The sequence below is a fragment of the Candidatus Reidiella endopervernicosa genome (assembly GCF_013343005.1).
In the GTDB taxonomy this organism is placed as follows: Bacteria; Pseudomonadota; Gammaproteobacteria.
This window is the reverse complement of record NZ_CP054491.1, coordinates 680,616-694,071: the sequence shown is the minus strand read 5'-3', so window position 1 is coordinate 694,071 and position 13,456 is coordinate 680,616. Positions and strand designations below refer to the sequence as shown.

At 52.3% G+C, this 13,456-nt stretch carries 14 protein-coding genes and 2 pseudogenes; all 16 read left to right on the top strand.

Going from position 1 to position 13,456, the window contains the following annotated elements:
* The first annotated feature begins 23 nt into the window (after positions 1 to 23).
* Positions 24 to 1,817 (top strand): AAA family ATPase, encoded by a 1,794-nt coding sequence (locus HUE57_RS03895; protein ID WP_135622334.1) that lies wholly within the window; start codon positions 24 to 26, stop codon positions 1,815 to 1,817.
* A gap of 195 nt (positions 1,818 to 2,012) precedes the next feature.
* Positions 2,013 to 2,201, top strand: a pseudogene (locus HUE57_RS03890) (transposase); the annotation flags it as partial.
* 74 nt (positions 2,202 to 2,275) lie between these two features.
* Positions 2,276 to 2,506: a hypothetical protein gene (locus HUE57_RS03885; protein ID WP_174672748.1), complete on the top strand. Its 231-nt coding sequence runs from the start codon at positions 2,276 to 2,278 to the stop codon at positions 2,504 to 2,506.
* Between the two features lie 191 nt (positions 2,507 to 2,697).
* Positions 2,698 to 3,207, top strand: a complete 510-nt coding sequence (locus tag HUE57_RS03880; protein ID WP_078484331.1) for an REP-associated tyrosine transposase — start codon at positions 2,698 to 2,700, stop codon at positions 3,205 to 3,207.
* Positions 3,208 to 3,381: 174 nt separating this feature from the next.
* Entirely contained in the window at positions 3,382 to 4,620 is a 1,239-nt protein-coding gene (locus HUE57_RS03875; protein ID WP_078484332.1) for a hypothetical protein, read from the top strand.
* A 187-nt stretch (positions 4,621 to 4,807) separates the two neighbouring features.
* On the top strand, positions 4,808 to 5,197 hold the full coding sequence (locus HUE57_RS03870) for a YbaN family protein (RefSeq protein WP_078484333.1): 390 nt from the start codon (positions 4,808 to 4,810) through the stop codon (positions 5,195 to 5,197).
* Positions 5,198 to 5,444: 247 nt separating this feature from the next.
* A complete protein-coding gene (locus HUE57_RS03865; RefSeq protein ID WP_078484334.1) occupies positions 5,445 to 6,317 on the top strand; it encodes a tetratricopeptide repeat protein in 873 nt (290 codons plus the stop codon).
* A gap of 69 nt (positions 6,318 to 6,386) precedes the next feature.
* Positions 6,387 to 6,911, top strand: coding sequence for an REP-associated tyrosine transposase (locus tag HUE57_RS03860; RefSeq protein WP_078484375.1), 525 nt, complete (start codon positions 6,387 to 6,389; stop codon positions 6,909 to 6,911).
* A gap of 389 nt (positions 6,912 to 7,300) precedes the next feature.
* Positions 7,301 to 8,896: pseudogene (locus HUE57_RS03855) on the top strand (glutamate synthase-related protein).
* Positions 8,897 to 9,048: 152 nt separating this feature from the next.
* Positions 9,049 to 9,396, top strand: coding sequence for a hypothetical protein (locus HUE57_RS03850; protein WP_078484336.1), 348 nt, complete (start codon positions 9,049 to 9,051; stop codon positions 9,394 to 9,396).
* 39 nt (positions 9,397 to 9,435) lie between these two features.
* Positions 9,436 to 9,933, top strand: coding sequence for a DUF2938 family protein (locus HUE57_RS03845; protein WP_078484337.1), 498 nt, complete (start codon positions 9,436 to 9,438; stop codon positions 9,931 to 9,933).
* A 313-nt stretch (positions 9,934 to 10,246) separates the two neighbouring features.
* Positions 10,247 to 10,582: a YkgJ family cysteine cluster protein gene (locus tag HUE57_RS03840; RefSeq protein ID WP_078484338.1), complete on the top strand. Its 336-nt coding sequence runs from the start codon at positions 10,247 to 10,249 to the stop codon at positions 10,580 to 10,582.
* A gap of 166 nt (positions 10,583 to 10,748) precedes the next feature.
* Entirely contained in the window at positions 10,749 to 11,915 is a 1,167-nt protein-coding gene (gene nhaA, locus HUE57_RS03835) for a Na+/H+ antiporter NhaA (RefSeq protein ID WP_078484339.1), read from the top strand.
* Between the two features lie 164 nt (positions 11,916 to 12,079).
* Positions 12,080 to 12,424, top strand: coding sequence for a hypothetical protein (locus tag HUE57_RS03830; RefSeq protein WP_174672747.1), 345 nt, complete (start codon positions 12,080 to 12,082; stop codon positions 12,422 to 12,424).
* Between the two features lie 150 nt (positions 12,425 to 12,574).
* Positions 12,575 to 12,916: a hypothetical protein gene (locus HUE57_RS03825; protein ID WP_135622339.1), complete on the top strand. Its 342-nt coding sequence runs from the start codon at positions 12,575 to 12,577 to the stop codon at positions 12,914 to 12,916.
* Between the two features lie 245 nt (positions 12,917 to 13,161).
* On the top strand, positions 13,162 to 13,434 hold the full coding sequence (locus HUE57_RS03820) for a hypothetical protein (protein WP_174672746.1): 273 nt from the start codon (positions 13,162 to 13,164) through the stop codon (positions 13,432 to 13,434).
* Positions 13,435 to 13,456: the final 22 nt, after the last annotated feature.

The following is a 13,456-nucleotide window of genomic DNA, read 5'->3' as shown; positions in this document are numbered from 1 at the left end:
AGCGACAATGACAAGGGTATATTTTGGATACCATCATAGTAAAAGAAATTGTATTACATCGTTTTAAACAGTATCGAGATAAAAAGATCTCTCCTCCTGATAGCTTTTGCCTTCTTGCAGGTTCAAACAATTCAGGCAAATCATCTTTTATGCAGGCTTTTGCTTTATGGGAATATTGTAAGTCCGTAATCGAATACGAATTTGGTTCCGATGGCCTGATAAATGACTTTATCGGAAAAAAACAAGGCGTTGGAATCAGCAGTGAAGACTTTCTTCCAATAAACATCCCTTCTTTAAAACATCTTTGGACAAATCTTAGAGTTAGCCCAGAACAAGATTCAAAAGGGAATAAGGAGTTGGATGGTTACACTCTTTGGATTGAAGTTAGATGGACGAATTCAAGCTTCGAAGAAGACAGGTTATTAAGGTTTTCCTTATCTCTTGCCAATGAACGGCTATTTGTAAAAACAACGCTATCAAATATAGCAAACAATGAAAGCATCCCAAAAATCGCATACATTCCGCCATTCGCAGGAATATTAAATAGAGAGCCATTCCATACAAAAGCCATGCGAGCGAGACTAATTGGTCAAGGCTTGAGCGGCTCGGTCATGAGAAACACATTACTTGAACTCTATAAACGCAACCAGGATAAACGCGTAGAACTCAAAGGTGAATTAGATCGCATACCCAAGAAATCACTTAAAGAGCTCAGGGAAACAGATCACTGGGAGCATTTACTTGAAATCATACGAGGTATGTTTGGCGTTGAATTGATGGTCCATGATTTCAATGAAGATTATCACAGCTATATCCGAGTTGAATACTGGAAAGGTAAATATAACAACACAAAAACAAAATTTGAAAAACATAAAGGCTTCAATAAGCGAGACATAATGGTCGAGGGAAGTTGTTTTTTACAACTCCTTAATGTCATTTCACTCGCTCTAGATCCTTCTTACCACGTTATATTTTTAGATGAACCTGACGCGCATTTACACTCTTCACTTCAATTCTCTCTTTTAGAAGAGCTAGAACACTTGGCAACCAAATACAATAAACAAATATTATTCGCCACCCATTCCACCGAACTAATTTCTTCAGTCCCCCCTCAGAGAATAATGAAGTTTGAAAAGGGAAAGGTGAAAGTTTTAACAGACGAAAGCCAAAAAACAACTTTAATAACTGGCCTAGGTAGCGAGTACTCACCAAAACTTCACCAACTTCAAAAATCCAAAAAAATATTATTTGTTGAAAATGAATCTGATTCATCAGCAATCAAACTATTTTCAGAAACCTTAGGCACCCCAATATCAAAAGACATTGTAATTTGGCCATGGCCAGGAAAACATGGAGAAAGGGGGAAGTTATTCACCCAATTGAAGCAACAGATCCCAGAACTTAAAGGCTTGAGCATAAGAGACCGTGACAATCAAGACTTTGCAACAATCACGGAATCATTAGTGGACAAATCAAATACGGGATGGGAATCCCAAGGATTGATAGTGAGAACATGGAGGTTTAGATATATTGAAACCTACCTATTGAGACCATCAGCGATAGCAAGAGCCGCCAAAACAACGAAAGATATAATTGTAGATCATGCGCGCGAATTTTCCGTTGAGCTATCCGACTTCGATGTTACAAAAATACCACTTGCACTACGCGAATTACCATCCAAACCTCTTCTAACAGAGGGATGTACCTGCCTGACAGTGAAGCATGGAATAACAAAATATGATATCGCAAAAGAAATGCATAAAGATGAAATTCACGTTGATATAAGAATGATTATTAAAGAAATTAATTCACTTTAAATAGTCCGTAGGTTGGGTTGAGCGCGCATCCGCGAAGCGAGGGAGTACCCTTGGGGTGAAGCGACACCCAACAAATGCCTGCACTCTAACCACTTCACCCTTGGCGGGTTTCCCTAAAGGAATCGATCCTCTGGTTCATCGCGCTGCGCTCAACCCGCCCTACGTAAAACCAAACCTCAAACGACAAGAATGTCGATGCCTGAAACTATTCGTAATTTTGTGCCGTGTGGTTGTTACTTCTTTACCGTCACTTTGGCTGACCGCTCCTCTTCGTTACTGACCGGCCATATTGATCGGCTGCGTGATGCTGTCTGTTATGTGAAGCTGTGCCACCCTTTCACGATCGATGCCTGGGTGGTGCTGCCCGAACATCTGCATGCAATGGAATCTTTTCGTCGCGCCATGTAGCCCGGATGAAGTGAAACGCAATCCGGGGAGACCTCCAATAATTTCCCGGATTGCACGTTGCTCCATCCGGGCTACATCTTGCGCTCCTCCTTAACGGCTATAGTCGGAGACTACCAACAATCACCGGATGGGGAGTCGCTATTTTTGCGGAAGCTTGTTTTGGGCATCCAAGCCCAAGCAAGCGGCAAATACTTAACGCGACCGTTTATGCCTACGGCGCCCGACTGTCCTGCGTTCGTTGCGTAATCACCTCTTCGCGGCTCTACACAACTCCTCAGTGACTCTACGCCGACATAAAGCCGCTGCTGCATCTTCTCCGTCGTTCGCTCACGCTCTCAACTACGAATATGCAAACGGCCTCGGCTATCGCGGACTAACCGCCTTCGCTTCGCTATCCATGGCGGTCAGCGATTGCGTTTCACTTCATCCGGGATACTTTTACTTTTGTTTAAACATAATCTGGAGAACATGGATGGTTCTTTATCGGCGTAACCGCGTTGATGGTGGGAGTTACTTCTTTACCGCCACACTGAGAGATCGATCTTCTGAGCTACTGGTTCGCCATGTCGATCTGTTAAGAGATGCATTTTCAACCACGCTTCTAAAGCGACCCTTTACGATTGATGCCATGGTTATACTCCCTGATCACCTTCACACGATCTGGACATTACCAGAGGGTGAATCGGACTACCCTGGCCGATGGAAGGCGATCAAGGCACGTTTTACACGCACACTTCGGCAACAATCACGCTTCCAATCATCACCCTGGCAATCTCGCTATTGGGAGCACACGATCCGCGATAACGACGATTGGCAACGGCATTTCGATTACATCCACTACAACCCGGTGAAACACGGTTACGTCACCTCACCCCTGGATTGGCCCTATAGCTCATTCGCCAAGGCCGTGCGTGACGGGCTCTATCATGAGGATTGGGGACGAGAGATACCGTCTTCGATTCAAAGAATGTCGATTGAATGACAGGTAGCCCGGATGAAGCTCGGCGCGATGTACCGGAGGTTCGAGTCCTTTAGGGCAATCTGGGAATTAATAGAGATCCCCGGATTACGTTGCACTTCATCCGGGCTACATGACGTATTGATGCCCTCTCTGCGTCTATAATCGGGGATACCTATAACCAAAAGATGGATACCCATGGCAGCAGGCTACCTTCTGAACGGCACCCTCATCGTAATGGCGATGATCGTCATCTACTTCCTCCGCCACCCTCGCCTCTCGAAGAGCGAATCGTGGCAGGCAACGCTCACTCCGCTCTCTTCGATTATCGGTAGCGGTTTTCTGATCATGGCGCCGCTGCTCGCCAGCGTGGTGGGGCCGTTGTCCCCACTCGCTGTAGTGGCCATCGTGATACTCGCCTACTCAATCGGTACGGTAATTCGCTTCAATATCCTCCATGTCGAACCACGCATGCTCGAGGGGAGTCTCTGCGCGATCACCCATAAGATCGAGATGATCGGCAACATCGCCCTCTGCATGGCCTACATGGTGGCGGTCGCCTTCTACCTCTCACTGCTCTCCTCATTCCTGCTCAACTATCTTGAGATCCAGAACCTCTTCGCCGAACGAATGCTGACCTCCTCCATTATCGCCTTCATCGCAGTGGTCGGTTATATCAAGGGGCTGGGCGGGCTGGAGAAGTTGGAGGCGGTCTCAATGACGATACAACTCGCCATCGTCGGGGCGCTGCTGCTCGGGCTGTTTGTTTACGGCCTCAATTTCATGAACTCCGATGAGGCGCTTGAACTCAACTACCAGGAGCGTGAGTGGACGACGCAGCTACGCATCATGGCCGGTGCGCTGCTGGTGGTGCAGGGGTTTGAGACCTCCCGTTTTCTCGGCACCAAGTACTCACCCGAGGTAAGGGTGATTACGATGCGCCGGGCGCAGATCATCTCCGGTGTGCTCTACGTGCTGGCGGTGGTGGCGCTGCTGCCGGTGGTACAGCACCTCGATCTGATGAACGTGAAGCTGGCCAACATCGTCCACGTGACCGGGCTGGTGGCGGTGGTGCTACCGGTGATGCTGATCGCCGCGGCGATCATGAGCCAGTTCAGCGCCGCAGTGGCCGATACCGGAGGCGCCGGTGGGCTGATGTACCAGAACAGCGGCAGCCGCTTCTCAACCGAGATCAGCTACGTTGCCATCTCAATCGCCGCCATCGTGCTGGTCTGGTCGACCGACCTGCTACACATCATCACCCTCGCCTCACAGGCATTCGCCATCTACTACTTCCTGCAAGCGGTGCTGGCGCTCAATTTCTGCTATCACGACTGTGAGCCGGGGAAGCGTATGACGATATGGATGCGCATTCTGTTCCTGACGCTGGCGGTGCTGCTGCTGGCAGTGGTCTTCTTTGCTATTCCGGCGGAGTAGGTGCTATGTGTAATGAAGGCAATTAAGTAGGTAGCCCGGATGGAGTGAATCGCAATCCGAGGGCGTCACCAATCCAGTGGATGTCTCCAGTTATTTCCCGGATTGCCCTAAAGGGCGCGTACCTCCGGTACATCGCGCCTGGCCCAACCTACCCTAATCTACCGTGGAGTATTGAGAGACTTTTCCGATGCAGAGAGTGACCCGCTGGGCCGCACTGATACTGGCCTACCTCTTTCTGGCGCTGGCGATCATAGGGATTGTGCTGCCCGGCCTACCGACCGTCCCCTTCCTGCTGCTGACTGCATGGTTTGCAGCCCGAGGTTCCGAGCGGCTACACCGCTGGCTCTACGCCCATCCGCACTTTGGGAAACTTCTGATCGACTGGGAGCAGCAGGGGGCTGTCTCGCGCACCAGCAAGGTGATTGCCGTGATCCTGCTCACGGCAAGCTGGATCATCATGTATCTGCAGATCGAGAACCGCTGGGTATCGACTGGGCTGGCGCTGCTCTTTATCACCATCATCGGCTTTTTGCTGAGTCGGCCTGAGCCCAGCGACGGCGAACGGGGGGAGATGTAGGGTGGGTTGAGCTTAGCGCGATGAACCGTAGGTTCACGTCCTTTAGGGAAACCCAACAAACACCAAATTCCCCAACCGCATCGGCATTGGGTGGGTTCGCTCCACCCCAAGGGTACTTACTCGCTTCACTCAGGCCATGCTCAACCCACCCTACGGATGGAGAGCAACAGGTAGCAGAGTTGAAATTCACGATGTGGATGCCATCTATGGGTGATTACAGACAACAACAGATCCGAGAGAGACGAATATGGCAAACGAACCGTTAATTGTAGAGGTCGGTGCATCCGGCTTCGATAAATACGTGATTCAGAACTCCCACCAGCTTCCGGTGGTGGTGGAGTTCATGGCGATGTGGTCGGGGCCGTGCATGGCGATGGCCGATACACTGCACGATCTAGCCACCGAGTTTGCCGGTCAGTTCGTCTTTGCCAAGGTCGATATCGACGAGCAGCCGGAGCTGGTGGAGCAGTTCGGCGTGGAGAACGTGCCCGCGCTACGAGTCTTCAACAAGGGCGAGGTGACCTTCTCTGAGCAGGGGCAGTTTCAGGAGGAGGAGCTTCGGATGCTACTCAAGGGAATGGGCATCTTCAGCAGGTCTGAGGAGCTCAGGGAGCAAGCGCGTGCCAAGCACATGGCCGGTGAGACCAGCGAGGCGATCGTGATGATGTCGCAGGCGATCCAGATGGACCCGGCCAATACCCGCGTGGCGATGGATATGGTGCAGATCTTCATCGACATCGGCGAGATGGAGCAGGCCACCGGCCTCTTCAACAAGCTGCCCGACAGCGACAAGGAGAGCGAGATGAGCAAGTCGCTCACCGGCCAGCTCACCTTCGCCGACCTCGCATCGAATACCGAGGGTGCCGAGGCGCTGCAGCAGCGGCTCTCCGACAATAGCGACGACCTCGACGCCCGCTTCGATCTGGCCATCTGCCATGTCGCCGCCCACGACTACGACAGCGCTATCGATCAGCTCTTCACCGTGCTGCAGGCCGATCCCGACTACAAGAACGGTGCGGCGAAGGAGATGATCATCACCGTCACCAATATGCTCGACCCCAACAATGCCGAGCTGGCCGGTAAGTACCGGCAGCGACTTGCGAGCCTGCTGAACGGTTAGTCTGTTCAGTTATGATGGGCACGCTTTGCTTTGCCCATCACATCAACCCTCAGGATGAGGATGCTCGATATGGAATATCGTCGTAACTTCGAAGCCGGTGGTACCTATTTCTTCACCGTCGTCACGCAATCACGACAACCCATCCTCATCGATAATATCGATCTGCTGCGTGCCGCCTTCGTGCACACCCGCAAACGCTACCCCTTCGAAATCGATGCCGTTGTTGTTCTCCCCGATCACCTGCACACAATCTGGAATCTCCCGAGAGGGGATGATGACTATGCACGCCGCTGGATGGTGCTGAAACGGAAATTTTCTTCACCGCTCTCTTCTGCAACATTGAACAGGTCTCAGCGTCGAAAACGTGAGAAAGGGGTCTGGCAGCGTCGCTACTGGGAGCACACTATCCGTGATGAGAGAGATTGGCGCCACCATCTCGATTACATCCACTACAACCCGGTCAAACACGGTTACGTGCAGGCACCCAGGGATTGGCCCTACAGTTCATTTATGCGAGCTGTAGGCGATGGGTTGTACGAACCGGATTGGGGGATGGAAATTCCGGCAGGGGTAGCTGATGTTGAGTATGAGTGATGGGCACGCTCTGCTTTGCCCATCCTACCTTGGCCTGACTGTTCGTTAATGCTTGCCACTGGTGACGGATTTTATGAACCGGATTGGGGATCAGAGGTTTCGGCTGTGTCGGATGATGCTGATTATGAGTGATGGGCACGCTTTGCTTTGCCCATCCTACCTGACCGGCGCCGAGATCTGTAACCAGCCATTCACTCCCGTAGGATGGGCAATGCGCGGCGCGCCCATCAATGAGCCAGCACCGAGATATCCAACAATATCCAATGCACACACATACGTAGGATGGGCAAAGCGCAGCGTGCCCATCAAATAACTCCTCAACCCCTCCTTCAAGCCACGCCGTTTTGACTATGCTTTAACCAGCTAATCACGACACTGCGCGGAGGGTTATGAAGAGGATCACGATTGCCCAATGGGATGAGCTGGTTCCCCTTAAGCCTCACTACGCGCTGATCGCCACTGTCGATCTGGTCATCATTCGCTAGGAGCATGAGGATGCGGCTTCTGTTCTCTTTGGGCGCTGTCTCCACCGCGGCGCACTGATGTCTGACGGCCATGTGAGTGGTAACGATCTTGTCTGTGGTCTGCACGGCTGGGATTACGACTATAAAACCGGTGTCAGCGCCTATAACCCATCAGAGAAACTGGCACGCTTCGCGTCCTGGGTGGATGAGGATGAGATCGAGGCGTGGGCCTGCGACCATCCGCACCCCTACGACCGCGACGCTTATCAGGGTCTCTACAAGGATCTGCACGGCACCGTAGACGAACCCCACACCCAATATATCCAGCACCTGGCAGAGCACGGCCTGTCGAAGGCCGGCCACCATGGTCGCATTAGCGCCATGGGTGTGCCTCGCGACCAATTGCCGAAGTGGGAGGATATTCAGATTCTCACCGCACAGCTGCACCGGGTTCCGCTGCTCGATGAGGCCGCGGTGGCCACAGAGGCTGTGATCGGCCCCAACGCCAATCGACCATTGATACTTGAACGACCCCTACTGGTCTCCGACATGAGCTTTGGTGCCCTCTCCGAGGAGGCGAAGGTTGCACTGGCGATGGGTGCAGAGCTGGCGGGCACCGGCATCTGCTCCGGTGAGGGCGGCATGCTGCCGAGTGAACAGGCGGCCAACTCACGCTATCTCTATGAGCTCGCCTCGGCGCGCTTCGGTTATTCGATGGAGAAGGTTCAGCGCTGTCAGGCGTTCCACTTCAAGTGCGGGCAGGGGGCGAAGACCGGCACCGGCGGCCATCTGCCGGGTTGCAAGGTGAAGGGCAAGATTGCCGAGGTACGCGGACTGGTCGAGGGTGAGGCGGCGATCTCTCCACCACGCTTTCCCGACTGGGAACATGTGGAAGATTACCGCGCCTTTGCCGAGGAGGTGCGCGAGGCGACCGACGGTATTCCGATCGGGGTAAAGCTCTCGGCACAACATATCGAGCGCGATATCGAGGCGGCGCTACAGATCGGTGTCGACTACATCATTCTCGATGGTCGCGGCGGTGGCACCGGTGCCGCCCCACTGCTGTTTCGCGACAATATCTCGGTACCGACCATCCCGGCACTGGCGCGTGCCCGTCGCTATCTCGACCAGCAGGGACGCGGCGATGTATCACTGATCATTACCGGTGGACTGCGACTTCCGGTCGATTTTATCAAGGCGCTGGCGCTGGGTGCCGATGCCATCGCCCTCTCCAACTCGGCCATTCAGGCGATCGGCTGTCTCGGTATGCGCGCCTGCCATACCAATAACTGCCCGGTGGGTATCGCCACCCAGCAACCGCACCTGCGCCAACGGCTGAAGATCGAGAAGGGGGCGGAGCAGCTGAACAACTTCTTTCGCGCCTCAACCGAGCTGATGCAGGTGATGGCGCGCGCCTGCGGCCACGACCACCTGAATCAATTCTGCATTGACGACCTGACTAGCTGGCAGCGTGAGATGGCCCACCTCGCGGGCGTCGCCTATGGTGGCGTATCACTTTGAGCAACCCAGCAGCTTTACGAACGCTGCTTCGACACCTGCTAACGATTCAGTTCGAATCCGAATCGACCACAGCGCTTGTAAATCGCCCTGTAACTATCTACATTCGGTAGCCCTAATTTATCGCAACCAACTGACAGAACTGACAAAACGAGATGAAAAACAGCCTGCCTTTACCACAAGAGAAGAAACTCAATGTTGTCGTGCGAATCGAGCCGGGCTGTCTTGGGCCGGAGGGCCGAGAGACCGTCGAGGAGTTCTGCAATTTCGCACAGCTTGAGGTTGAAGATCTCGACTCCGACTTTGTCCACTGGGAGCTTTCGCCGCGCCATGATAAGACGCTTCCTGAGATGCAGTACATGGTTAATGAAAAATCCCTGACACACGATAAGGCGGACAAATATTTAGGGATCTTTGATAAAAGCCTGAACGAATTTGAAGCGCACATTCATGACAAACTCGCCCTGCTGATCGACGACTACCTGGCATTAAGAGCGAGCTAACCATCCACACCACACTACCGATCGACAGGGAGCGTTACATTGGAAATCTGGTTGGTTGCTTTTATCGGCGGACTCGTCGGCTCGGTACTGATGGATATCACCGAGGCACAGCTCAGTAAGGTTGGTATCAGTAGCGGTGTAACGGGTGCCTACGTTGGTCGCTGGGCTCACAGCCTGTTATCTGGTCTGTTTTTTCATCGAGATATTGCCACCACCGATCCCGTAGCGAATGAGCTTCGAATTGGGCAGCTGTTCCATTTTATTATCGGTGGCGGTGTAGTTGCGCTCTTCTACCCTTTGCTGCTGATGATCACCGGGATTGGCCTCTCTACTAATCATCTGCTGATGGCATCAATCTTCGGTCTGCTCACGAGCGCACTTCCCTGGTTTATTCTGATGCCCTCGTTTGGCTGGGGGCTCTTTGGTTTTAAAACGCCTTTTAGTTCGAGACCTATTCTCTCGCCCCTGCTATCTCACATTCCATATGGATTTGGCATTGGCGCAACACTCCTCATCTACTATGAACTGTTGAGTTAAAAAGCTAACAGACCACATACTCAGACAGCCCCACTCTGTTTATTTTCAGCTCGATCGCACACCTGACAGGCGCGAAGGTTCTTGCTCTCTACATCGACTACCCGCCTGCTTGCATGCCCTCATTGGGCTTACCAATATCAACCCCAAATCGAAATCGCCTGTAACAAGATGTTGATTTAATCATCCCTTCCTCGTTGAAACAGAACCGCTTTCACCCCTCTGATATCGGATATATGATTGGGGTTCGTTCGTATCATCGCCACCCAGGGTTTGATAATGAGACAGCTCACTACCGCTCTTCTTCTCCCTCAGCTTGCTACGACGATCTGGATCTCACTCCGATCGTTCGCCTGTTTATAGGGTCACGGCTATCACTACTACCGAGATAACCTGCGACAGCTGTGATGCTGCCTGCTGTCGCCTTCAGGTCATTCTGGTTGATGACAACCGGGTGCCTGAGACGATGACCGAGCAGAGCAGCTGGGGTGGTGAGGTAATGCTACGAAGAGACGACGGCTGGTGTACTGCGCTCGATCGTACCACCATGCTCTGCACAATCTATGATGATCGCCCACAGATCTGTCGTGACTTCGAGATGGGCAGCGTCGAGTGCATCAACGAACGTGATGCCTCCTTCTCCCTGCTATAGCATTCATACGACACACTAAAATCCGTTACGAACCATCAGATTGAACCGCATATTTGTGCGGAACTTTTTGACTCTTTTCCGCCTCCAAGCCTATCCAGGCTTGCGCTTATCAAGCACTGAACAGACATAGTGAATCCATCAATACGAACAGGGACTTGATACAGAAATGATGTCGTCAATGCGTGAATTTTTTAAGCTCGAATCTTCCAGCGGCATCATCCTTGTCGTCGCTGCCATCTTAGCGATGATCATGGCCAACTCACCGTTGGCAATCTACTACAACATGTTGATCGAGATGCCGGTTGAGGTTCGTGTTGGACCACTCGAACTCGCCAAGCCACTGCTGCTGTGGATTAACGATGGCCTGATGGCGGTCTTCTTTTTCCTTGTCGGCCTGGAGCTAAAACGCGAACTGCTCGAAGGTGAGCTCAAACAGATTGGTAACGTCGTGCTACCCGGCCTTGCCGCCGTTGGCGGAATGGTAGTGCCCGCTCTCTTCTATCTACTCTTTAATCAGGACAACACCACCGCCATGCAGGGCTGGGCCATTCCCACCGCGACCGATATCGCCTTCGCACTCGGCGTGCTCTCGCTGCTGGGAAAACGTGTACCGATCTCCCTGAAGATCTTTCTCGTTAGCCTGGCGATCTTTGATGATATGGGTGCGATCATTATTATCGCTATCTTCTATACCGCCGATATCTCTCTGCTCTCGATGATGATTGCTGCTTCCTGCCTGGTTGGCCTCTTTATTCTCAACCGCCGTGGCACCAGCGAGATGACACCCTATATTCTGCTCGGCACCATTATGTGGGTTGCTGTACTTAAATCTGGGGTTCATGCCACTCTGGCCGGTGTCGCATTGGCACTCTTCATCCCGATGAAGAGCCGTCACAATCCCGGCCAATCACTACTCAAACAGATGGAACACGATCTACACGGGGCCGTCGCATTCTTTATCCTGCCGCTGTTTGCCTTTGCCAACGCGGGTATATCACTCGAGGGTATCGGCCTCTCCCAGCTACTCCATCCCGTGCCGCTAGGTATTGCCACCGGACTCTTCTTTGGCAAACAGATTGGTGTGTTTCTCTTCTGCTGGCTGGGGATCAAGCTGGGGCTGGCACGCCTGCCCAGCGACATCAGCTGGGGCATGCTCTATGGTGTCTCGCTGATCACCGGTATCGGTTTCACCATGAGCCTCTTCGTCGGCTCACTCGCTTTTGAGGAGACCGGCATAAATATGCTCTTCGATGAGCGCCTCGGTATCATCATCGGCTCACTGCTCTCTGCGGTATGCGGTTACTTTGTACTTCGTCATACACTTCCTAAATAGGGTGGCTCTATTTTTCGATTTACAAATTTGTGCAACCAATCACACCACTCTCTCTCATCATGAGCTATCTGTTTATATAACCGAGCAAATTGGAACACTATTTGCTGTGATCAATATAAGCAGACAGAGCCGACCATTTTTTGACGTCGGCACAGGAGGCAGAGATGAGTCCAGATACTCGAGAATTTCTCGACCGGGTTGCCTGCATCGCTCAGGCCAACGTCAACTACCTGCACAACAAGGAGCACTCCGAACGCTCACTTGATGATGAGGGTTCCGCCCTGCTAATGAGCGCCTACCTGGAACTCTACGATCAGTTCATGGGCACAGAGGCACGTACCACTACGCCCTCTTCGTTTGCCTACGCTGCAGCCGAAAGCTGCTGCACCATGCGACGCACGCTTGAGCAGCTACCTAAACATGAGTGGAGTGATGAAGAGCACGGTCTCTTCACCCTGATGCTCGGCTTTATGTTTATGTTCAAACACCTCTATGTAGTGAAAGGGTAAGAGGGCACCAAACTCTCCCACGGCAACCGATTCGCCTCCCTTCCACCACTGCGTGGAAGGGGACGCAAATCACATCGATAGCTCAATGAAACTTATTTGCTAACATGGCATCTACATTCACGACTTTATAAATACATGTGGACCAAACAGATGCGCAAACTAATCACAATCACCCTTCTCTCACTTTCACTCTCATCCATCCCCGCCCTCTCTCACGCAGAGGAGAGTGCCTGGGAGAAGACCAAAGATGGCAGCAAGCAGGCGTGGGAAGGGGTGAAGCAGGGCTCTGGCGAAGTATGGGAAGAGGTTAAAGAGGAGTCTAAAGAGGGCTGGGAGGCGACTAAAGAGGGATCTGGCAAGGTATGGGAGGATGTAAAGGAGGGCTCGAAGGAGGGTTGGAAAGCAACCACTGAAGCCTCTAAAGACGTCGCTAAGAGCACCGAGAAGGAGTCCAAGAGTCTCTGGCAGTCGTTCCTTGATCTCTTTGAGTAAACCGACGTAGAGCTATTCAGTAATTCTGTGTGGCCGATAACAGATGGGTTATCGGCCACACCTGCTCAACACTTCTCTTGCCCGAACTCTCGGACCCACAGCTGGCGCGGAACTTCTCTCAAGCCACCTCAATCGACCATATAGCTTGTTTTTTATAAGGTATATCGCAGAATTTTCAACAACCTATACCACTTTTTCGATATTGGACGCTCTCCCAGATTGCGACATTCGGGGAGTCGCTATTTTTGCGAAAGTTTGTTTTGGGCATCCAAGCCCAAGCAAACAGCAAAAACTTAACGCGACCGTTTATGCCTGCGGCGCCCCGACCGTCCTGCGTACGTTGCGTAATCACCTCTTCGCGGCTCTACACAACTCCCTCAGTGACTCTACGCCGACATAAAGCCGCTGCTGCATCTTCTTCGTCGTTCGCTCGCGCTCTCAACTACGAATATGCAGACGGCGTCGACTATCGCGGACTAACCGCCTTCGCTTCGCTATCCATGGCGGTCAGCGAATGAGGCATGACTATTTAAAGAACCA